Raw genomic sequence first — 20,881 nt, forward strand, 5'->3', positions numbered from 1 at the left:
GCGTGCCGCCGGGACCGCCCCGCTATGCTCGCCTCACATGCCGCCACCGCCCGTCACCTCGCCCTCCTTCACTCACAGGCCAACGCTGCGCCGCGCTGCGCACACGCTGTGCGTGGCCCTGGTGTTCACGGCGGCGCCCACCCTCGCATCGGCCGCCGCCGGCTGTCTTGCCACGGCCTCGTATCTTCCGCCGCCGCCACGCGCCCTCGCGATGGCCGCGCTGGCCCGGCACGAGCACACCGCTTTCGGCAGCCAGACCATGGACGCCGAGGGCCGGCTCACCGAGTCCGGCTATTCGGAAGCGGAAGACACGCGCTACCCCATCAGCGCGCTGCCCGCATGGCAACGCGTGCTGCGCTACTGGCGCGCAGTCGATCCGTCGAACGAGCGGCTGCCGTCTCTCGTGCGCTTCGGCGCCGTGCGCGCGGCCGACCGCTCACTGCTGACCGACGCACTGAACCAGGCGAGCGCGGCGCGCCTGCAAGGCCTGGGCGTCGGCCCCGACCAGGGGCTGGACTCATCGGACCAGCGCGCGATCGAGACGGCCCTGCAACGCGTCGCGGTGATCGACACGCCCTGGTCCGCCGCGTTCATCAGTTGGGTGGCGCGCGAGGCCGGGCTCGGCGCCGACGAGTTCGTCTTTTCCGAGGCCCACGTCGACTACGCGGGTGCCGCATGGCAGGCCGGCATCGACGAAGCGACGGGCCGCTCGACACCGCAAGCCTTGCGCGCCTGCGATCTGATGCGCACGTCGCCGCGCCCAGGCGATCTGGTCTGCCATGCACGCGGCGCGCGCGGTGCGTCGCTCGAGCGCTTCGCGCAGATCGGCGAGGTGCTCGCCGGGCGCCCCACGGGCGGCGCGCCGTTGCCGATGCACTGCGATGTGGTGGTGAGCGTGGACGACGCGGGCTTCGACGCCGTGGGCGGCAACGTGCTGCAGTCGGTCACCAGGCGGCGCCTGGCCTTTGCGCCCGGCACGCGGCTGCTGGACCCGAGCTACCTGCCCGAAGGCTGCACGACGGGCAGCGCGGCGTGCGTCGATCGCCACATGAGCCGGCAGCCGTGGTCGCTGCTGCTGCAGTGGCGCTGAAAGAGGGCAACGCGCCCCAAGCGTCAGTCGCGGTAGTACACCTCGACAGCGCCCTTGAGCTTGATCAGCAGCGGATGGCCCTTGCGGTCCAGCGTGCGGCCGGCGGGCACCTTGATCCAGCCTTCGCTGATGCAGTATTCCTCGACGTCCAGACGGTCCTTGCCGTTGAAGCGGATGCCGATGGGGTGCTCGAACACGGCGGGAATGTGGTGCGGGCTGCGCGGATCGGTCGAGAGGTGATCGGGCAATGCGGGCTTGGAGGTGGCTTCGTCGGTCATGGGCAAACAGGTTTCTGAATCGACCCGAATGATAGAACCTGCCGCCCTGCCCGCTCCGAGTGCTTCTAGCGGCGCTTCTTCCAGGCCTTGGGCGGTGGCTTCGGCCCGAAGCCCAGCGCGGCCCGCGCGAGCGCGTCGGCCTCGGCGTTGCGGTGGCGCGGAATCCATTGCACGCGTGCCTCGTCGAAGCCCTGCAACAGCGTGCGCGCCTCCTCGAACAGCGGCGCCATGCGCACGATCGGTCGCACGTCGGCACCGCCGCTCAACTGCTCGACCAGCGTGCTGTTGTCGCTGTAGGCCTGCACCGCCGTGGCGCCGCGCGCCTGCAGCTCGCGCAGCGCGAGCGTGAGCGCCCGCAGCTCGGCCTCGTTGTTGCAGCCCGTGGTGTGCGTGGCCTGCGAGAAGGTGTGGCGCGTGCCGTCGGGCTGCGTGATGACGACGCCGATGCCCATGCGCCCGGGGTTCGGCATGGCGCTGCCGTCGCAGTGGACGACCCACGGGGGAAGGCGCTCGGGCGCAGCAACGGTCATGAAGAAAAAGAGAGAAGCGAAAGGAAAGCGACGAACGCGCTCAGCAGTTGCTGCGCTTGATGCCTGCGAGATTGCAAGGCCGCTGGCCGGGCGGCGGCCCCGGGTCATGCGGGGGACGCGGCGGCCGGTGATAACCGGGGCGCGGCGCGCCGTAGTACGGATCGCCACCCCAGATGTAGGTCGGCCCCGGATCGACCGCAGGCGCCTCACCCACGGGGTAGCGCGGAATGATGGCCGGCCCCGAGGGCGCAGGCTGCGGCGGCGGTGCGGACGGTGCCGCGTAGTCCGACCGGCGAGGTGTGCCCTCGTCGCCCGGCGCACGCGACGGTGCGGGCGGCGGCTCGTCGATCCGCAACTGCCGCGACTGCTTGGTGCCCGACGGGCAGGCGCCGTCGGTGTAGACGATGCGGCCGTCGACGTCGGTGCAGCGCACCACCTCCGCCTGCGCGGCCGGTGCGGCCACGACAAGCCAGAGCAGTGAAACGAAAAGGAAAGTGGGTGAGCGCATGGAGACGCTCTTTGTAACAGTGCGCGGGCGCGCGAACAAGCGAAAGAAAGAGCGGCGGCGTTCACGCCTTCTCGTCGGCGGAGCATCGCCGCGGCCCCGGCACAAAAGCCGCCTTGCGCTTCAACGCGACCTGGTTCGAACCTTCTTCGTGGCCGGCGCACTGGCCTGCGTGGTGATGTGCGGGTAGTGCTCGAAGGTATGTTTCATCACATCGCGCAGCCAGACCACGGCCGGGTCGTGGTGAAAGCGCGGATGCCAATGCTGGTTGAGTTGAAACTGGGGCACGGGCACCGGCGGTTCGAACATGCGCACCGTGCCCAGGCGGGCGAAGACCTCCGCCAGCTCACGCGGCACGGTCGCGAGCAGGTCCGGATGCTGGTCCATCAGGAGCGGAACCATCAGGAAGTGGGGCGTCGTCACGGCCACGGTGCGGCGAACGCCCTGGTCTTCCAGCACCTTGTCGTAGCTCTCTGCCAGATGGCCGGTGAGCGAGACCACGATGTGCCGCATCGCTTCGAAGCGCTCGCGCGTGAGGGTGGCGCCGATGTCCTTGTTCCGCGTGCTGGCGATGGTCACGATGGGGTGCAGGAACAGGCGCTGATGAAACAGCCCCTCGGGCGCCGCGCGGATGGAGCCCACCGCCAGGTCGGCCTCGCCTGACGCAAGCAGCCCTTCGACCTGCTCGAGCGGCACCTGCAGCGTGCGCAGCGAGCAGCCGGGCGCCTCCTTCTTGAAGCGCTCGAGCAGCGGGGGCAGGAACACCAGTTCGCCCATGTCGGTCAGGCACAGGGTGAAGATGCGCTGCGCCAGCGCGGGCTCGAAGCGGGCGCCGGCCAGGATCTGCTGGCGCACGGTGGCCATCACCTCCACCACCGCGGCGCGCATGCCCTCGGCCTTGCGCGTGGGCGCCATGCGGCTGCCGACCTTGACGAACAACGGGTCGTCGAAAAAAGCGCGCAGCCGGTTGAGCGCATGGCTCATCGCGCTCTGCGTCAGCCCGAGGCCCTGCGCGGCCTTCGTGACATTGGCCTCGCGAAACATCGCGTCGAAGACCGCCAGCAGGTTCAGGTCGAGATTTTCCGCATGCATGCGGCGCATTCTAGGAATGACTGGCATGACGTTGATACATGAGAACCCTCGCCCTACGCTGTGCCCATGCCGTGACCCGAACGCGGCGAACAACAAAAGGAGACGCCCCATGTTCATCAAAAACACCTGGTACGTGGCTGCCTGGGACAACGAGCTCACGCCGCAGGGCCTGTTCGCCCGCACCATCATCGGCGTGCCGGTTCTCATGTACCGCAAGGACGACGGCGAGATCGTCGCCATGGAAGACCGCTGCTGCCACCGCGGCGCGCCCCTGTCGGTGGGGCGGCGCGAAGGCAACTGCGTGCGCTGCATGTACCACGGCCTGAAGTTCGACGCCTCGGGCCAGTGCATCGAGGCGCCGGCCCAGAAGCGCATTCCCATCCAGGCCCGGGTGCGTACCTTTCCGGTCGTGCAACGCCATCGCTGGGTCTGGATCTGGATGGGCGCGCCCGACAAGGCCGACCCGGCGCTGATTCCCGACACGCCCTGGCTGGACGATCCGCACTGGCGCAGCCTGGACGGCTACATCCACTACGACGTCAACTACCTGCTGATCTGCGACAACCTGCTGGACTTTTCCCACCTGCCCTTCGTGCACCCGACCACGCTAGGCGGCAGTGCGGACTACGCCGCCGCGCAGCCCAAGGTCGAACGCATCGACCACGGCGTGCGCATCACCCGCTGGGCCCTCGACATCGAGCCTCCGCCCTTCGCGCAGGCGGTGAAGGACTGGGGCAGCAGGGTCGATCGGTGGAACATCTACAACTTCACCCTCCCCGCCATCCTGCTGATGGACTCCGGCATGGCGCCCACCGGTCAAGGCGCCGCTGAAGGCAATCGCGAGGGCGCGATCGAGTTTCGCGGCTGCCAGGCCATCACGCCCGAGACGGAAAACTCCACCCACTACTTCTTCGCGCATCCCCACAACTTCGCCATCGACCAACCCGAGGTCACGCACTCGATCCACCAGGCCGTGGTGGAGGCCTTCGACGAAGACCGCGACATCATCACCGCGCAGCAAAAGAGCCTGACGCTGGCGCCCGACTTCAAGATGATGGCCTTCGGCATCGACGCCGCGCTGAACCAGTTCCGCTGGATGGTCTCGCGCCGGCTGGAGGAAGAGGCGCTCGAAGAAGCTGCAGCGCGCCCTGCCCCCGCGGCACCGACCGAACCCGCCAGGACCTGAGCCATGAAGCTCGTCGTCACCCGCCTCACGCACGAGGCGCAGGATGTGCTCGGCCTGGAGTTGCGTGCGCAGGACGGCACCGCGCTGCCGCCCTTCACCGCGGGCGCCCATGTGGACCTGCTGCTGCCCGGCGACATCCGCCGCCCGTACTCACTGGCCAACTCGCCGCTGGAGCGTCATCGCTACGTGCTCGGCGTGGGCCTGGCACCGGCCTCGCGCGGCGGTTCGGCTTTCGTTCACCAGCGCCTTGCCGTGGGCGATGTGCTCAAGGTGGGCACACCGCGCGCGCTGTTCGGCATCGACCCTGCCGCCACCGAACATGTGTTCGTGGCCGGCGGCATCGGCATCACGCCCCTCCTGAGCATGATCCTCTGGTGCGAGGCCCACGCCAGGCCCTGGAAGCTGCTGTACTGCGTGCGCACCCGGGCCCGTGCCGCCTACGCGTGGACGTTGGCGCGCCACCCTGACCGCGTGCAACTGCACGTGGACCAGGAAGCGGCAGGCACGCCGCCCGATCTGGCGGACTGGCTGGCCGGTGCGGCCCCGGGCGCCCACGTCTACTGCTGCGGCCCCGAAGGTCTGATGAACGCCGTCGGCGCGGCTGCGGACGTTGCCGGCATCGACAAGGCGGCCACCCATTTCGAGCGCTTCGCGCCGCCGGAACACGCCGCGCCCGTGGCGCCGGCCGGCACCTTCACCGTGGTGCTGCATCGCAGCGGCCAGCGGATCGACGTCGCGCCGCAGCAGAGCCTGCTCGATGCACTGGAAGGCGCCAACGTCAGCATTCCCTTCTCGTGCCGCGAAGGCATGTGCCGCAGTTGCGAGGTGCCGCTGCTCGAAGGCAAGGCCGAGCACCGCGACTTCGTGCTCAGCGACGAGGAGCGCGACAGCCACACTTGCATCCTGCCCTGCGTGTCCCGCGCGCGCAGCGCTGTGCTCGTCCTCGATCTCTGATCGTTCCTCAATAACAAGCAGACAACTCAACCCCACCACTGGAGACAACCATGTTCAAAAGAATGACTGCCGCCTGCGCAGCGATCACGCTGGCGCTGCCCATCGCCGCGCAGGAAAGCTACCCCTCGCGGCCGATCCGCCTCGTCGTGCCCTACGCGGCCGGCGGCGCGACCGACTTCGTCGCGCGCACCCTCGGCGATCGCCTCTCGAAATCGATGGGGCAGCCCGTGGTGGTGGACAACAAGGCGGGCGCGGCGGGCGCCATCGGCGCCGGCGAAGTCGCCCGCGCCAAACCCGACGGCTACACGCTGCTGATGACCATCACCGATTCACAGATCAACAACACCGCGCTGTTCAAGACCCTGGCGTACGACCCGCAGAAGGACTTCGTCGGCGTCACGCAGGTGGTGCGCAGCCCGGCGCTGATCTCCACGCACCCCGGCACCGGCATCAAGAGCATCGAAGACCTGAAGGCCAAGGTGGCCAGGGGCGGCACGAAACTGAGCTACGGGTCCTGGGGCGTCGGCGGGCTGGGCCATCTGGCCGGCGAGAGCCTCAACCGCGCACTGAATGCCGGCATGGTCCATGTGCCGCAGCGCGGCGAAGGGCCCGTGGTGACCGACCTGCTGTCGGGCACCATCGACCTCGGCCTGTCGTCGGTGCCCAGCGCGATGCAGCATGTGCCGACGGGCAAGGTCGTGCCGCTGGCCGTGCTGGGGCGCCAGCGTTCCACCACGCTCCCGCAGGTTCCCACCATGAGCGAGCTGGGCTTCAAGGACCCGCTCTACGACACCAACGTCTGGGTCGGACTGCTGGCACCGGCCAGGACGCCACAGCCCATCGTCGACAAGCTCGCCCGCGAAGTGCGCGCCATCGTCGGCTCGCCCGACGTCAGCCAGCTGTTCGTGAGCCGTGGCTTCGAGATGATGAACAGCACGCCCGAGCAGTTCGCGGCGTCGTACAAGGACGAATTCAACGTAATCACCAGGCGGATGCGCGACCTGGGCGTCGAGGCGCAATGAGGGGGCGACCACCCGGACCGTCATGCGAGGGCGACCTGCGCCGACCGCCAGTGACTGTGCTGCCGGCTGCATCAGGCCCATCGGCGATGGGATCAGGCGTTCCCTAGGCGACAGGCGCGACCGGTGGACTTTGCCATCATCGTCCGTTCGACTCACGCCCGTCGCCGGGCACACGGAGCCCCCACAATGACCTCGCCTTTCTCCACCACCGCCCTGGGCCTGTGCGGCCCGCTGCGCCAGCCGCGCCAGATGCTGGCCGACCAGACCTACGACGACCACAAATCGATCCACGACGACGCGACGGCGGAACATCTGGGCCTGCGCGCCGGGCCGATCGAGGGACCGACCCACTTCAGCCAATTCGACCCCCTGCTGTTCCATGTGTTCGGCCAGGCCTGGTTCGAAACCGGCTGCATCAGCGCCCATTACCAGAACATGGTGGTCGAGGGCGAATCGGTGCGCGCCTTTGTCGACCTGCCCGCGCCCGGCGCCACCTTCGTGCGCCTGCGCGCCGAGAAGGCCGACGGCACGCCGGTGCTGACCGGCACCGCATCGATCGGCGATGCGTCGCAGCATCCGCACGAGCTGCCCCAGCGCATCGCCAAGCTGCGCCCAGCCCAGGGCCTCGTCATCAACCGCGACCTGCGCGTGGGCCAGCGCGGCGCCGTCGTCGAAAAAATCCGCATGGGCTTCGACCAGCACATGGGCGACCACTACCCCTTCACGCTCGCCGACAAGCTCAAGGTCATCACCGAGCCCTGCGACTGGTACACGCCCGAAGGCGGCAAGCGCTCGCCGTGGGGCCGCGCGATCATTCCGACCGAGATGATCAGCGTGCTGCTCGGCTCTACCAGCGCCGAGGCGCAGCTGAGCGGACGCAAGCCGGCGGTGGGCTTGTTCGCCGGGCAGGAGATTCGCCTCATCAAGGGCCCGCTCTTCGTCGACCAGGACTACGAACTGGAGCGCGAGATCATCGCGCTGAGCGAAAGCGCGCGCACGGAGTCCGTGTGGATACGCACCCAGGTCTATGAGATGCCGTCGCGCACGCTCGTGGCCGAGATGATCCTCAATGGCGCGACGATGAAGGCGTCGTATCCGAACTACGAAGCCGAAGCCAAGGAACTCGGTCTGGCCTGAGCGCGGCATCGCCCCCCATTCATCGGGGCAGAATCCGATCTTTTTCCGGGTGCCGTATGCCAGCTGTACTTGAAGGGGGTTGCCTCTGCGGCAAGGTCAGATTCAGCACGACCCAGCCGCCGCTGCGCACGTTCGCCTGTCATTGCACGTTCTGCCAACGCATGAGCGGCACGTCCTTCTACGCCGAGTCCCTCTTTCCGATGGACGCCGTGCAGTTCAACGAGGGCGAGCTTCGGCAGTACGCGCACCACTCGGATGGCAGCCACAAGAAGGTCTTCGTTCATTTCTGCCCCTCGTGCGGCACGACGATGGGCCTGACCTTCGAACGCTGGCCCGATGTCCGCGCCATCTCGCGCGGGTGCTATGACGATCCGAACGCGGTCGAACTCACGAGCCACATCTGGACCCGCTCTGCGCAAAGCGGTGTGGCCTTGCCGGCCGATATGGATTGCTTCGCCAGGGCACGGGCCACGTTCGATGGCCGGCCGGAGGTGGCCTCGCGACATGAAGCGGCTGTCTTGGCTCGGCCATCAAGCGCACCCCATTCGTGAAGCACAGAGGCAAGGTCATCGTGGTGGGCGGCGGCATCATGGGTGCGTCGGCCGCTTGGCATCTGTCCAAGGCAGGTGCGGCAGTCACGTTGATTGAACGCGCGCCCCACAGCCTCTGCACCGCGACCGCTTCATCTTTCGGATGGGTGGGTGCCAGCGCAAGCACACCTTCCGACAACCCGACAGCGTTCGCCGAGAGGTTGAAGGCGCTGGAGGAGTTCGCCCGTCTCGAGCGCGAGCTCGGCCCGTTGCCGATCGCAGCGCGCGGCGCGCTTCTCTGGCGATCTACGGAAGACGAAACGGTCGCGATGATTGCGGAGCACCGGAACGCCGGCACGCGGATGGAGCGGCTTGCTGGCTCCCAGTTCGCCGAAAAAGAACCGATGATTTCAGAACCGCCGCCGCTCGCTGCCTGGGCACCCGACGACTTCGCATTGGAGCCCGCCGCGTTTGCACGCCAGCTGCTGGCAGGCGCGCAGGCTGCCGGGGCCTGCGTCCTGCAGGGAGCGGTTGAAGCGATCGAAGCCGCAGGCAACCGGATCACAGGTGTCTTGATCGAAGGGCAGACACTTCCTGCCGACATCGTCGTGCTCGCCAACGGCCATGGCGCGCGCGCGCTGGCCTCGACGGTCGGCGTCGACCTTCCGATCCATGAATCGCCGGCCGTGCTGGTTCGATTCGGTGCGGGGGCGGACGGCATTCGTCACCTGCTCTGTGCGCAGGACATGGAGCTGCGCCCCGCCCTGGGAGGTGGCCTTGTGTCTGCTGCCGACTGTCCAGAAGGTGGCGAGACCGGCCTTTCTGCCCTTGCCACCCAAACTGGCGACGCCATTGCTCATCTGCTTGGGCTCGCGACGGCGCCATCGCTTCTTTCCATCAACGCCGTGCAACGTCCCATGACAGCTGGCGGCAGGCCGCTTTGCGGCTCTGCGGGGAACATCGAAGGCTTGTACGCAGTGGTCGCGCACCCCGGCGTGATCCTTGCCCCGCTCCTTGGTCGACGCTGCGCCGAAGCTGTTCTAGATTCGTGACTGCGGCAGCGCCCGCAAAGCTTGGGTGCGCTTCAACGACGACACGGCTTGGGCTACGGCCGGCTATTCGTGCGGTTCGCTCGACGACGGCGAAGCACGACCCCCAGGTAGTAGATCGAGACACACGTACAGAGGCCGGCGACCACGGACCACATCGCGCCTGCGCCGATGAGATTGGCTCCGTCGGATGCGATGCAGCTTGATGTAGACGCTTCGATGCAGTCCCTGTGCCTGTAGTAGCGCTCATGGAACGCCCACCAGAAGAACGCCGCCGCGGCGGCGAACGCGACGCAGAGGATGGCGGGCCGGGTGATGGGAAGGGTGTTTGTGGTCATGGGCTTGAATGGCTATGTCGCACAACATACATAGCGCGAACTGGTTCTATGGCTGGCGCCTGCCAACGGCGGGACCGTCCGCCGCAAGAACGTCCGTGACGCACGCCAGCACCTGGCTGCGCAGCCATTCGATGCCTTCGTCGCGCCAGGTTCCGGCCGACCAGTGCATGCGGATGCCCAGAACCGGCAGCTTGAATGGCAATTCGACGATGCGCAAAGCGGTATGGCGCTGCTTGAGCAGCATGGTCGCAAGGCGCTCGGGGATGACGCCTGTGAGAGAAGTGCCCATGAGCACCGCCGGGAGCATGAAGAAATTGGGCACTGTCACTGCCGGCTGGATGCCCTGCACATGGAAGCGCTCGTTCACGATCTGGTGCGCTGAATTGGGAACGTAGGCCACCGCATAGCGGGGGGACACCTGCGCCCGCCGCACCCTGGGCAGCGCCGCGTCCTGCACGCCCACGTACCTGTCCTTGAACAGGGAGGCGCTGGTCTTGCGGGCCGTGAGCTGGGGGATCCAGCCAAATGCGATGTCGATGCTTCCGTCGTCCAACCGGTCTGGCAGCGCGCCTTCCCAACTGCTCACGATCTGCAGCCGAACGCCCGGTGCCTTGGCCTCTACCCGGGCCGCCAGTTTGTTGAGAACGATCGACTGCCCGACATCCGTCATGTAGATCACGAAGGTCCGCTGTGACGCGGCGGCGTCGAAGCGGGAAGGTGCGTTGAGTGCGGCTTCAAAAGCCATCAGCGCGGCGGCCACCGGCTCGGCCCATTCGCGTGCCAATGCGGTGGGTTGCATGCCTTGCGCGCTTCGGATGAAGAGCGGATCGCCGGCGATATGGCGCAGGCGCGCCAGCAGCGTCGACACCGTCGGCTGTGACATCCCCAGCGCATCAGCGGCACGGCCCACATGCCGCTCCCGGAAGACCGCAACAAAAGCGTTCAGCAAGCGGAAATCGAGCTGATCCAGGGCAATGCGTCGTTCCATCTCCAATCTCCCAGTCCGATGATTATAAGAAAGCGAGATAACAAAAATCGAGAACGATGAATTGCCAGAACTGCGTCTGCGCATCGAAACTCGGCGCATCATGCACTTGGACAACAACGTCGAATCTCACTGGCCACTGGTCGCGAATGCCCTGATCGCCTGGCTTTTTGCCATCACCGGGCCTCTTGCCATCCTGCTGACCGTGGCAAGCACTGCCCAGCTTTCGCAGCAGGACATCGCCTCCTGGATTTTTGGGAGCTATGCGGTCGGTGGCTTGTTGTCTATCGCAACGAGTTACCTCTATCGGCAACCGGTCGGCATGGCCTGGACCATTCCGGGGGCGTTGCTGGTCGCACCAGCACTGGAGCACCTGAGCTTCCCGGAAGCCGCTGGCGCCTATCTGGCAGCCGGTCTCATGATCACGCTGCTCGGCGTGACAGGCTGGGTTCGCAAGCTGATGGTATGTCTGCCGATGCCGATCGTGCTGGGCATGGTCAGCGGGGTCTTCCTGCCCTTCGGGCTCAAAATCGTCACCGGGTTTCAGGACAGCTTTTGGATCGCATCGGCCATTGTCGGGTCCTACCTTCTGGCCAGCGCGGTCCCGGCGTTGGGCCGAGTCGTGCCCCCCGTGCTGGCCGCGCTCCTGGCAGGCATCGTTGCGGTTGCGATGGGCGGGACCGGCATACCCACAGACCTCATCCCCTTTGCGCTGGCCCAGCCCCAGCTCGTTGTCCCCGTTTTCTCGGTGCAGGCGTTGCTCGAACTGGCGCTGCCGCTTGTGGTCACCGTGGTCGGCATTCACAACCCACAGGGCATTGCCGTGCTCGCAGCCGCGAAGTACAAACCGCCCGTCAGCGCGCTGACCGTGGCTTGCGGTTTAGGAAGTGTGCTGGCCGCATGCGTGGGCGCCGTGCCTGCGTGCGTCACTGGACCGTCGAACGCAATCATGTGCGCGAGCGGACGCATGGACCAACGCTACAGGGCGGGGATGCTCTATGGCCTGCTGATGCTGCTGTTCGGTCTTGCCGCCCCGATGGCGGTGGCCCTCGGCCTGGCGCTGCCAACGGCGTTCATCGGTGTGCTCGGAGGCCTGGCCATCGTCCGCGTGCTGCAGGGCTGGATGTCCACTGCATTCGGCAGCGAGTTGAGTTTCGGCGCGTTGACGGCTTTTTTAGTCACCTTGTCCGGCGTCAGCATCGTGCACATCGGGGCGCCGTTCTGGGGGCTGGTGTTTGGTCTGGCGGCGAGCTGGTTGATGGAGCGACCAGCGCTGCAAAAGGCATGGAATTCATCATGAGCTTGGCGCATCTCGACGCATCAACAACACGATGGCAGGCGGCATAACCAACCAGAAGCCTGAGACTGGCATCAGCTGTACCCATGCCACTTCGAGGGTCAGCCGGAATCCGGCCTGATTCATACATATGGACCGAGCTCACACCTCAAGATGAGCCTCTGTCATGACTGCACTCCTGGACACCATGAACCTCCCCCAGAACACGACCTCGACCAAAGCGCGCGCTGTGCCCATGCCCAGCAACAGCGTGCTGGCGCCGCTTTATGCGGGCGCGAACCTGTTGGACGCCTTCGCGATTCAAGTGCCGATGGAGGCAAGCGATGATCTGGAGGTGTTGGCACGCATCGCGCTTGAACGCCCCGCGTGGTGGATTCGCGCGCTCACGCATCTCCGCGATGTGGTGATGGCGACAGTCGGCGTCAAATCGTCTCTTGCCGTCGGTCTTGCCGGAGCGGCGCATGGGCGGGTCATCGGCTACTTGCCGCTGCTGGCAAAGAGCGCGACGGAGTTGGTTCTGGGCGCGGATGACCGGCATCTCGACTTTCGCGTCACCGTCCAACTTCGCGCCGACGCGGCGAATGGTCGCGAGCTGCTCGTGGGCACAGTGGTGCATTGCCATAACAGGCTGGGACGTATCTATCTTGCGGCGATTGCGCCATTCCATCGCGTAATTTTGCGGGCGAATCTGGAACGGGCAGCAAGAGAACTGAGGACTTGAGCACGCTTGGCGATACAACGGGGCGCGCCGAAGGTAGCCTCGACGCGAGGTGAAGGATCGACTCGGCCCTAACGCCCCTCGGCCACAGTGATCGAGATCGACAGCAACGCAATCAAATGGCGTGAAGCCTGTGAAATTTCGCAAGCTGACGGGCTCCGGAAACGCGACGTCATTCTCTACACCGCATCTTCCGGCATGCCGTCCACACCAAATGCCACACCGCGCGCTTCCAGCTTCGCGCGTGCTGCGTGGTGCACGACGCCGCGTTTGCGGGTATCAGGCTCCAGCAGCCTGCGCAGCGTGGCCTGGCTGACATTGGCATTGCGCACCACCTCCATACGCACACCCCAGAATTTGTCATTCGCAAAACGATCCAGGATCTCTGCGTCTGCGTCGGGGTTCATGGCCGCCACGGCGCGTATGGATTGATTGGGGTCCGTCACAAAGGGCTCAAGCTCGACCGCATTGGCCGCACCACTGGCAGCGATGTAGCGAAGCTCCTCTGCAGCTTTCTGCTCAATTGATTTTTTGACCATTGCGCCCTCGAACGTATGAAGCTCACCCAGTCTCTCATGGGCAATGGCTGACGCATGCGAATGCGCACTCAGACCGGTGCAGCGCCCTCAAGGTGCGGGGAGCGGTCGCAATACTCGATCAGGAGTTCGGTGAGGACCCGTATCTTCCGTGCGGGGTGCTGACCTGGCGGGCGGACGACATAGGCGCCTGCCGGGGGCGGCGAATGACGCGTCATGACCGGCACCAGTGCCCCGGAGGCCAGATGCTCGTGGGTGAGCAGATCGGGCAGGTACGCGATGCCCAGGCCTGCCGTCGCGGCAGCGACCAGCGCTGTGCCGTTGTCGCTCTTGAAGCGCCCCTGCGGCCGGACCATGATGGTCTTGTCGCCGTCCGTGAGTTGCCAGGCTTCGGTTCCCTGCATGAGGGCCTCGTGCGCGGCGAGCGCCTCCGGGGTCTCGGGCGACCCATGCGCCTTGACATAGTCCGGACTTGCGACCAACTGCCCACGGATGCCACCGATGCGTCTCGCAATCAGGCCGGAGTCCTGCAGATAGCCCAGCCGTATCGCACAGTCGTAGCCCTCCGCAATGAGGTCGACGAAGCGATCGCTGTAGCAGGCCTGGATGTGAAGCTGAGGGTGGCGCCGCGCCATCTCCGCGAGGATCGGCGCAAAGTGGGCCGGCCCGAAAGAGAGCGGCACCGCAACGCGCAAACGGCCGCGAAGTTCACCGGCGGGCAGGATCGCATCCCGGGCCGCGTCGATCTCGACGCAGACCCTGGCCGCATGGTCCCGGAACGTGGCGCCGGCTTCTGTGAGCGCGGCCCCACGGGTGGACCGCGAAAGCAGCTGGACACCCAGTTCCGCTTCAAGCCTTAAGAGGCGACGACTGACGATCGACTTGGCCACGCCGAGCCGAAGCGCGGCCGACGAAATGCCCCCTGCATCCGCCACTTCTACAAAAGTTTGCAGCTCCTCGATGTCCACTTCCGCGTTCCTCTTTTCGCGACACAGCTCGCCCAGAAATGGTACTACCGCATCGATTTTTGGAACAACAGAATGCATCCAGGCAACGTCGCAACCGGCGCACGTTCCCTGAAAAACCAACCCCCGTCCATGACGGCAACCAAGGATGTATTGATGACTTTTCGCAACGGCCTCGCCTCGCTTCTTCGTCCCGAAGACTCCGTACTCGTTCTGATCGACCACCAGCCTTTCCAGCTCGCAAACCTGCACAGCCACGACCCGCAGGCCGTGGTGAACAACACGACGGCCCTGGCGAAGGCCGCCAAGGCCTATGGCGTCCCGACCATTCTGACCAGCGTGATTGCCGAGCGCGGCGGTCTGCTCTTTCCGCAGATCACCGACGTCTTCCCGGACCAGGAAGTGATCGACCGAACGCTCATCAACACCTGGCAAGACCCGAAGGTGGTGGACGTGGTCAAGGCAACGGGCCGCAAGCAGCTGGTCATCGCGGGCCTGTACACCGAGATCTGTGTCGCCATGCCGGTGATCCAGGCCCTCGGCGAAGGTTGGGACGTGACGGTCATCACCGATGCGTGCGGCGCCGTTTCAACGGAGGCCCATCAGGTGGCCATCCAACGCATGATCGCGGCCGGCGCGAACATGATGACGTGGCTCGCCCTCGTGTCCGAATGGCAGCGCGACCACGCGCGGACCGAGCACACCGCCGAGTTCATCGACATCCTCAAGCACCATGCGGCGGGCAGCGGCATCGCGTTCCTGTGGGAGCAGCAGCTGCTCAACACGCCGGTGCCCGGCAACGCCGGATGATCTGAGCGGGGGCAACGAGAGTCTCGGCTCGAACGCCTTGCTTCGGGCCAGACTCTGCTGGAGCGAACCCTAGCGGCACTCGTTCCAGTACCCGTCCGGATTCGCCTCCAGCGGCGTGGCAATCCGCTTGAGTGACGCGCGGCCCTGCGCGTCTTTCGCGACAACGAAGATGTGCCCGTCCTGAACCGGGAAACCGTTGCGCAGGAACTTGAAGCCACTGCGCACCGACGAAAAATGAGCTTCGTTGAGTGCGTTGCGCAAGGCGCCGCGGTCGGCGACGGAGCCCTTGGTCTCGTTCAGCGCGCTGTCGATCAAGAGCGCCGCATCGAAACCTTGCGCGGCGTATTGCGACGGGATGCGGCCGTGCTTCTTTTCAAAGGCGGTAACGAAAGCCTTGCTCGTCGGGCTCGGCAGGTCGGGGCCCCAGACTGCGCCGGCCAGCACATTGAGCGCGGCATCCTGGAGCAGCGGCAATGTCGTGCCGTCGACCGTGCCGACCGTCAGCAAGGGCACCTTGTTCAGCAGGCCCGAGCGATTCATCTGCTGGATGAAATTCACACCCATCTCACCCGGCAGAAAGGCGACCACCGCATCGGGCGCGACGCGCTTGATTTGAGCCAGCGCTGCCGCGTAGTCGGTCTGCTCGGGTTTGACGTAGGTCTCGCTGACCACCTCGCCCGAGTAGTAGCGCTTGAAACCCCGCAGCTGGTCCTTGCCCGACACGTTGTCGGGCGCCAGGAACAGCGTCTTCCAGTAGCCCTTGTCGACGGCGTACCGTCCCACGATCCCGGCCTGGTACTCGTCCTGGTACGAGGCGAAGACGAACTTGTTGTTGCACTGCTTGCCGGCAATCGGCGCGGGGCCGGCATTCGAGCCGACGAACAGCATGCCCGCCCTGGCCATCGGCTTTGCCATGGCCATCATCACGTCGGAGAAGGTCACGCCGGTGATGAAGCTGACCTTGTCGTTCTCGATGAGTTTTTGCGCCAGCTGCGCCCCGAGTTCGGGGTTGTGCTGGTCGTCTTCCTTGAGGACCGTCACGGGAACGCCGCCGAGCATGCCTTGCCGTTGCTCGACCGCCAGCATGAAGCCGTCGTACTGTTCCTGCCCGAGCGCGGCGCCCATTTCGGACAGCGTGCCGATGAAGCCGATTTTTACTTGGGCGGAAACGGCCAATGCCGCGGCGCTCAAGGTGCAGGCCACGAGGGCCGTGCGGATGCGGTGGATCAAGGTGTTCTTTGTGAATGAGGGGGACGAATGGTCAGAAGCAGACCGGATTCGACCCTGGTCAGTTTTGCGGCCTTGGTATTCGACGGCGTTTCAGAGATGGGACTCCGAGTGACCGCTCCCGGCTGGATCAGGTCCCGGCCTGTGGCCGCTTTTCATCGCTCAGCAGCCCATCGAGCTCAGACCAGAGCGCATCGCAAAGGCCCGCCCGAAATGCCGCCGCCTTGAACACCTCATGCTCACCGCAATAGACGTCCCACAGGTCGCGATGGGCATCGGCCACACAGGCTCGAACATTCGAGAGACGGTCAGCCACTTTCACAACGAGCGCCAGCTCCTCCGCGCCGGTCACTTTGGCCAGCTTCGCGTAGGTCTTCGACTTGCGCTCCTTCCTGTTCGCGCCGGGCTCATCGGTGAGGAGCGCGACGCATGCAGCCACCAGGTTGCCAAAGCGCAGGCGCACCTCGTCGACTGTCGCGTCCGTGTCTTCGACCACATCGTGCAGATACCCGATGACCTGAGCCTCTTCACCATACGGCAGAAGGGTCAGCGCGACGGCATCCAGATGGTGCGAGTACGGGTGCGTTCCGTACATTTGCGCGCCGTGCATGCGGAGTGCATAGGCGCGGGCTTCGGAAAGGTTGGAGGTACTCATGACAAATTTCGCTCGCGATGTGGGACTGCCCGACTATCCGGCTTTCAAAGCGCCGGCGACCTTGTAGGCACTGACGAGGATGCCGGACGGCATTGCTTTCGCGCTGACGAGTTCAAGAGAGCGTGGCGGGGTTCCCTGCGCGAAGAAGCGCTTTCCAGCGCCCACCAGGACCGGATAAACGACCAGCAAGACTTCATCCACAAGACCGTGTTCGAGCAGCGTCGATGTCAGCGTGGAGCTGCCCCAGAGAATCAGGTTCGGGCCAGCCTGCGACTTGATGCGGCGAACGCCCTCGACGATGTCCGGTCCCACGCTTTCGAACGGGCCCCACGCCAGACTTTCCGGACGGTGGGTCACGACGTACTTGGTCGCTGCATTCAAGCCGTCCGCCATCGCGCCGCTCGGTGCCTTGGGCCAATAGCCCGACCACAATTCGTAGGTGCGGCGGCCGAGCAGCAGATCGAAGCGCCCGCCATGCGCGGCGAGCACTTCATCCCGGCCAGCAGGGCTGCGATAAGGCGCGGTCCAGTCTGCGTAAGGGAAAGCGTCTTCGCCAGAGGTCTGGATCACGCCGTCCAGCGAGATGTGCTCCATGATTTTCAGCGTTCTGATGCGGGTCTCCGTGCTTGGGGTTGGAGGGTGCGGCTCTGTGGCCTTGAGCGAAGCAGTCGCGGTGTGCGCAGTACGTTGCAGATGGAACGCGCTGCTCAATGGGCCTGCGCATCAAAGTATGCCGTCCATGACAGCGGCGAAGCCTGGAGCCCTTCGGCCCCACGGAATGCAGACATGGCTTTCGCGCGCGTGCCGAGGTTCATCGTTGCCACGCCGAGGTTGAAGAACGTATTCCGATCGGTGGAGCCGAGTTCGATCGCACGCTTCAGAGCGGATGCGGCCTCTTCGTGCTTGCCTTGATCGGAAAGCACTGCACCCAAGCACGTCAGGGCAAGGACATTGTCAGGGGATTCAACGAGCGCCTTCGAGAGCAACGCTTGCGCGGAGGCAAGGCTCGCTTCCCACTTGTCGGGGTTGTTCCATGCGTCCTCGACAAGCGATCGACTGATGGAGATGAAGTCCTCGCTCAAAGGCTATTCAGGTTTTTTCGACTCTATTCCGTCCAGCACTCGACTGACCGGCCCCGGTCGATTCAGGTTGCAAGCAGATGTTGAAGCACCGCTCTTTGCACCGGCAAGAGGAGCTTCTTCTGCTCGTAGCCGGCGAAGTGCGGATAGCGACAAGGGTCCACCGAAAGTTCACCACCGACAGTGAACGGTGGCGTTGGCAACAGCACGGGGTTGCCCATCCGAGCCAGGTCTTCGACGGACAGCGGACGACTCAACTGCTCCGTGCCCCGAGGCCAGCCATCGGTGATGACCACGTCCGCTGCCTCTGGGGAAGACGACGAAAAGGCTACGCTGGAGATGGTCTCGTGGAAGCTCTCATGGCATACATGAACCAGCGTAAAACCCATCACGCCGGCCAGCTCGTGCCATGAACGAAACACGTTGGTCGGTGGGCCCCAAAGGCAGATGCGCACCTTCTGAATCGGACCTATGGTTGTTTCGATGAAGTAGGCATCGGCAAGAACTTCGCATGGATGGCCGGCGTTCGACATCGCGTTGACGACCGGCCTGCGGGACGAAGCAGCAAACTCGGCAAGGCGTTCATGGTTCGAATCCCGGATGACGTAGATGTCATAGAAGGATCGAGATAGCCTGCGAGATCGCACACGCGTTCGTTTGTCTTCAGGAGACAGGCCCAGGGCATTCCCGTGACATCCAGCCACCGTTCGGTTCGGCTGAAAGCGAGCAGCGCATACTGGCGTTTTCCAAGGAGCGTTGCATGCAAGACAAATCGGGGCCGGTGGTGCTGGTGCACACGGTGGGAGTGAAAGAGCTGCGCGGCTTCGCACAGCTGATGGCGGACGGTAAGTGGTCGCCACGCGGCTCGATCATCCGGCATCTGGACTCGAAGGGCGTGACGAACGAGGTGTCGCTTCCGCTGGGCGAACACTCATTCGAGACCGAACAGGCCGCCGCTGAGTACGGCCTGAACGCCGCGATGGTGTTCTCAGAATCGACGCCGATCTGACGAGGGCCCGCAGGTCGCGGCGAGGCCATCCGGTGTGACCGTAGCGAATGCGACCCCGGCGAGCGTCGCCGGTCGAACCAGGTTTGGCGACCCCCGACTCGGGCCGCTTATATCAGGGGGGCTGAACCCCGTTGGGCAGTGCTGGAGCAGCAGCGGCGGCCGACGGGGGCGGCAGCGGTGGCAACGATGCAGCCGCGGGAGGCGGGGCAAAGGAAGCGAATTGTTGCTGCGCCTTGTTCGGGATGATGTAGACCTCCTCGAGCAGGTGGTCGACCACTGACATTGCGAGGCTCAATTGAGGCGGGGTGTGCGGTGCAACTTCGTGCGCCGATTTATTCCCCAGCGTTCTGATCTGGTGAAGAATTGCCGCCCGGGCCGGGGTCAGCAGCTGTTTCTTGACGAGGTCATCGATCTGATCGAAAAGAGTTTTCCCCGCAGCTGCCTTGTCTTTGCACAGCGTTTCAAGAATGGCCCGAACACCGATCCCCGTCAAAACGGGCTGTTGTGCCGTCAGCGCTTGGGAGGTTTCTTGATAAATGCTGCGCAGCTTGTCGGGCAACAACCACAGGTCGGTTTTCAGGCCCACATAGTCGGAAATACGGGGCGGGTAGAGCTTTTCCAATATCGCGTATTCGGATTGCAATTCCCCGTTTTCGTCGTACCAATGGTCGATATCTTCGGAATTGGACGCCGCCGACCGGAAGGACAGCGTCTTGCATCCGCGGCATTGCAGAATTTGGTGGTCGGTGTCCCACTGGTAATTGGGGTCTCCGCCGGACGCGTTGGCATTCGCAAGAATCAGGTGAGATGTAATTCCCGTGCACCGCGAGCACTGGACATCCAGCTCTTGGCCGGCGAGTTTATTGAGAACCAGCGTATCTGAAGCCATAAGTGATTCAGTAGAAATTTTCGATCCAAAAATCCTCGGCTGATTCCAGCCGCAGGCAGTGTCAATTGACTGCCTGCGACGAGTATTTGCGTCGGCCTTGAGCTTGCAATCTACCTGTTAACTTCAAAACAAAAAGTAACAGAAACCCTAGGGAGCCGCCGTGGTCGCGGCAGTGGCTGGATGGAGCGAGGGTGCTGGGCGTTCAAGCGGGGCTCCATCTGTAGGGACGGGTGCGCTCGCCATAGGCCAGCATCGGAGGGTGCGCCGGCGAGCCGTCGCGGTTGTGGCCCAGTGTGTACAGAGGGATGAAGTCCTCGCTGACGCGCCGGGCGATCTCGACAGGCCGAGCCAGGCCCTTGGCCAACTGGCCCCAGCAGCAGATGACGAAGCCGCCGCTCTCCTGCGCAACCTTGGCGGCGCTCAGGATGGTGGTGTCGTTCTCGAGGCCGCCGGTGGGGTAGCCGGCCGCCTTCAGATCCTTCGGCCGCGTGGCGATGAAGGAGTAGGGATTGACCATGAAGAGCGAGCCACATCCGAAGCGCGAGGCGAACCCGACCAACTTGCGGATGGTGGGGTCGTCTTCCTCGACGCCGGCGATGCTCGGGTTGAACCCGATGAACGCGGCCACGGGCTTCGTTGCATCCCACTCGCGGTACAGCCACAGGCGGTGCTTGCGGTCGGCGCTGAAGAGCGCGTCGCGCTTCGTGATGACGACCTTCAGGGGGCAGTCGACGGTCAGGGCGATGCTCACGCGCCCTCCAGCCTGTGAACTCGGCCTCGTGGCCGAAGTTGGTGCGGGCCAGCGCGGCGGCCTGCGGCGGGCACACGCTGTTGTCGCACATGCGGACCTGCGCCGTGCCCGTCAGCGGGATGCGCGGCACGGCCAGCGGGTCGGCGACCTGCACGCCGGCCTGGAAGAGCAAGGCGGGGCCGGGGATCTCATCGATGACGTAGTCCTCGAGGAAGCCCTGCGCGCGGAAGAGCTCGCGCGGCTTGAGCA

Annotated in this window: 27 protein-coding genes; 11 read left to right on the top strand and 16 right to left on the bottom strand. The window is 65.1% G+C overall.

Going from position 1 to position 20,881, the window contains the following annotated elements; all coding sequences use genetic code 11:
* Window positions 1-37 precede the first annotated feature (37 nt).
* Window positions 38-1,090, top strand: a complete 1,053-nt coding sequence (locus CY658_RS24210; RefSeq protein ID WP_257884982.1) for a DUF2272 domain-containing protein — start codon at window positions 38-40, stop codon at window positions 1,088-1,090.
* Window positions 1,091-1,113: 23 nt separating this feature from the next.
* On the opposite strand, the gene CY658_RS24215 is transcribed toward CY658_RS24210, so the two are convergent.
* The 4 genes from CY658_RS24215 to CY658_RS24230 form a co-directional block, all read right to left on the bottom strand.
* Window positions 1,114-1,368 carry a DUF3297 family protein gene (locus tag CY658_RS24215; protein WP_101492608.1) on the bottom strand — a complete coding sequence of 85 codons (255 nt, stop codon included), beginning with the start codon at window positions 1,366-1,368 and terminating at the stop codon, window positions 1,114-1,116.
* A gap of 65 nt (window positions 1,369-1,433) precedes the next feature.
* Window positions 1,434-1,898 (bottom strand): ribonuclease HI family protein, encoded by a 465-nt coding sequence (locus CY658_RS24220; RefSeq protein WP_101492609.1) that lies wholly within the window; start codon window positions 1,896-1,898, stop codon window positions 1,434-1,436.
* Window positions 1,899-1,938: 40 nt separating this feature from the next.
* On the bottom strand, window positions 1,939-2,406 hold the full coding sequence (locus CY658_RS24225) for a DUF4124 domain-containing protein (RefSeq protein ID WP_101492610.1): 468 nt from the start codon (window positions 2,404-2,406) through the stop codon (window positions 1,939-1,941).
* Window positions 2,407-2,526: 120 nt separating this feature from the next.
* On the bottom strand, window positions 2,527-3,495 hold the full coding sequence (locus CY658_RS24230) for a LysR family transcriptional regulator (protein ID WP_101492611.1): 969 nt from the start codon (window positions 3,493-3,495) through the stop codon (window positions 2,527-2,529).
* Between the two features lie 109 nt (window positions 3,496-3,604).
* Between CY658_RS24230 and CY658_RS24235 the strand changes: the two genes are divergently transcribed.
* From CY658_RS24235 to CY658_RS24260, 6 genes are all read left to right on the top strand, one after another.
* Complete coding sequence (locus tag CY658_RS24235; protein WP_101492612.1) at window positions 3,605-4,681, top strand: aromatic ring-hydroxylating dioxygenase subunit alpha; 1,077 nt, start codon at window positions 3,605-3,607, stop codon at window positions 4,679-4,681.
* A gap of 3 nt (window positions 4,682-4,684) precedes the next feature.
* A complete protein-coding gene (locus CY658_RS24240) occupies window positions 4,685-5,635 on the top strand; it encodes a PDR/VanB family oxidoreductase (RefSeq protein WP_101492613.1) in 951 nt (316 codons plus the stop codon).
* Window positions 5,636-5,685: 50 nt separating this feature from the next.
* Entirely contained in the window at window positions 5,686-6,657 is a 972-nt protein-coding gene (locus CY658_RS24245; RefSeq protein ID WP_101492614.1) for a Bug family tripartite tricarboxylate transporter substrate binding protein, read from the top strand.
* 186 nt (window positions 6,658-6,843) lie between these two features.
* Entirely contained in the window at window positions 6,844-7,794 is a 951-nt protein-coding gene (locus tag CY658_RS24250) for a hypothetical protein (protein WP_101492615.1), read from the top strand.
* A gap of 56 nt (window positions 7,795-7,850) precedes the next feature.
* On the top strand, window positions 7,851-8,345 hold the full coding sequence (locus CY658_RS24255) for a GFA family protein (protein ID WP_101492616.1): 495 nt from the start codon (window positions 7,851-7,853) through the stop codon (window positions 8,343-8,345).
* Window positions 8,342-9,376, top strand: a complete 1,035-nt coding sequence (locus CY658_RS24260; RefSeq protein WP_101492617.1) for an NAD(P)/FAD-dependent oxidoreductase — start codon at window positions 8,342-8,344, stop codon at window positions 9,374-9,376. The genes CY658_RS24255 and CY658_RS24260 overlap by 4 nt, the downstream gene beginning before the upstream one ends.
* Window positions 9,377-9,429: 53 nt before the next feature.
* Here CY658_RS24260 and CY658_RS24265 read toward each other — a convergent pair whose 3' ends face one another.
* Together CY658_RS24265 and CY658_RS24270 are read right to left on the bottom strand one after the other, a co-directional pair.
* Window positions 9,430-9,711, bottom strand: coding sequence for a hypothetical protein (locus CY658_RS24265; RefSeq protein ID WP_101492618.1), 282 nt, complete (start codon window positions 9,709-9,711; stop codon window positions 9,430-9,432).
* 46 nt (window positions 9,712-9,757) lie between these two features.
* On the bottom strand, window positions 9,758-10,699 hold the full coding sequence (locus tag CY658_RS24270; protein WP_180839042.1) for a LysR family transcriptional regulator: 942 nt from the start codon (window positions 10,697-10,699) through the stop codon (window positions 9,758-9,760).
* A gap of 61 nt (window positions 10,700-10,760) precedes the next feature.
* Between CY658_RS24270 and CY658_RS24275 the strand changes: the two genes are divergently transcribed.
* On the top strand, window positions 10,761-11,996 hold the full coding sequence (locus tag CY658_RS24275; protein ID WP_219589612.1) for a benzoate/H(+) symporter BenE family transporter: 1,236 nt from the start codon (window positions 10,761-10,763) through the stop codon (window positions 11,994-11,996).
* Here CY658_RS24275 and CY658_RS32895 read toward each other — a convergent pair.
* Entirely contained in the window at window positions 11,991-12,119 is a 129-nt protein-coding gene (locus CY658_RS32895; RefSeq protein WP_219589613.1) for a DUF6463 family protein, read from the bottom strand. The genes CY658_RS24275 and CY658_RS32895 overlap by 6 nt on opposite strands.
* Window positions 12,120-12,180: 61 nt before the next feature.
* Between CY658_RS32895 and CY658_RS24280 the strand changes: the two genes are divergently transcribed.
* Complete coding sequence (locus CY658_RS24280) at window positions 12,181-12,714, top strand: DUF2867 domain-containing protein (RefSeq protein WP_101492780.1); 534 nt, start codon at window positions 12,181-12,183, stop codon at window positions 12,712-12,714.
* 176 nt (window positions 12,715-12,890) lie between these two features.
* On the opposite strand, the gene CY658_RS24285 is transcribed toward CY658_RS24280, so the two are convergent.
* On the bottom strand, window positions 12,891-13,250 hold the full coding sequence (locus CY658_RS24285; RefSeq protein WP_101492621.1) for a hypothetical protein: 360 nt from the start codon (window positions 13,248-13,250) through the stop codon (window positions 12,891-12,893).
* A 68-nt stretch (window positions 13,251-13,318) separates the two neighbouring features.
* A complete protein-coding gene (locus tag CY658_RS24290) occupies window positions 13,319-14,215 on the bottom strand; it encodes a LysR family transcriptional regulator (RefSeq protein WP_101492622.1) in 897 nt (298 codons plus the stop codon).
* Between CY658_RS24290 and CY658_RS24295 the strand changes: the two genes are divergently transcribed.
* Complete coding sequence (locus CY658_RS24295) at window positions 14,195-15,022, top strand: hydrolase (RefSeq protein ID WP_257884983.1); 828 nt, start codon at window positions 14,195-14,197, stop codon at window positions 15,020-15,022. The two genes, CY658_RS24290 and CY658_RS24295, sit on opposite strands and share 21 nt — an antisense overlap.
* A 69-nt stretch (window positions 15,023-15,091) precedes the next feature.
* On the opposite strand, the gene CY658_RS24300 is transcribed toward CY658_RS24295, so the two are convergent.
* From CY658_RS24300 to CY658_RS32555, 5 genes are all read right to left on the bottom strand, one after another.
* The gene (locus tag CY658_RS24300) at window positions 15,092-16,252 is read right to left on the bottom strand and encodes an ABC transporter substrate-binding protein (protein WP_101492624.1); all 1,161 of its coding nucleotides are present in this window, start codon (window positions 16,250-16,252) and stop codon (window positions 15,092-15,094) included.
* A gap of 127 nt (window positions 16,253-16,379) precedes the next feature.
* Entirely contained in the window at window positions 16,380-16,904 is a 525-nt protein-coding gene (locus CY658_RS24305; RefSeq protein ID WP_101492625.1) for an HD domain-containing protein, read from the bottom strand.
* Window positions 16,905-16,937: 33 nt separating this feature from the next.
* A complete protein-coding gene (locus CY658_RS24310) occupies window positions 16,938-17,498 on the bottom strand; it encodes a dihydrofolate reductase family protein (protein WP_257884984.1) in 561 nt (186 codons plus the stop codon).
* A 113-nt stretch (window positions 17,499-17,611) separates the two neighbouring features.
* On the bottom strand, window positions 17,612-17,986 hold the full coding sequence (locus CY658_RS24315; protein WP_219589614.1) for a tetratricopeptide repeat protein: 375 nt from the start codon (window positions 17,984-17,986) through the stop codon (window positions 17,612-17,614).
* Between the two features lie 62 nt (window positions 17,987-18,048).
* Window positions 18,049-18,630, bottom strand: a complete 582-nt coding sequence (locus tag CY658_RS32555; protein ID WP_219589615.1) for a hypothetical protein — start codon at window positions 18,628-18,630, stop codon at window positions 18,049-18,051.
* A 113-nt stretch (window positions 18,631-18,743) separates the two neighbouring features.
* Between CY658_RS32555 and CY658_RS24325 the strand changes: the two genes are divergently transcribed.
* Complete coding sequence (locus CY658_RS24325; protein WP_101492627.1) at window positions 18,744-18,992, top strand: hypothetical protein; 249 nt, start codon at window positions 18,744-18,746, stop codon at window positions 18,990-18,992.
* Between the two features lie 112 nt (window positions 18,993-19,104).
* Here the strand turns inward: CY658_RS24325 and CY658_RS24330 are convergent, their stop codons facing one another.
* Together CY658_RS24330 and CY658_RS24335 are read right to left on the bottom strand one after the other, a co-directional pair.
* Entirely contained in the window at window positions 19,105-19,881 is a 777-nt protein-coding gene (locus CY658_RS24330) for a DUF4145 domain-containing protein (protein WP_101492628.1), read from the bottom strand.
* 202 nt (window positions 19,882-20,083) lie between these two features.
* Window positions 20,084-20,632, bottom strand: a complete 549-nt coding sequence (locus CY658_RS24335; RefSeq protein ID WP_101492629.1) for a DUF1643 domain-containing protein — start codon at window positions 20,630-20,632, stop codon at window positions 20,084-20,086.
* Window positions 20,633-20,881: the final 249 nt, after the last annotated feature.

Origin of the sequence: Variovorax sp. RO1 (genome assembly GCF_002849325.1) — a bacterium.
Classification (GTDB): domain Bacteria; phylum Pseudomonadota; class Gammaproteobacteria; order Burkholderiales; family Burkholderiaceae_C; genus Variovorax.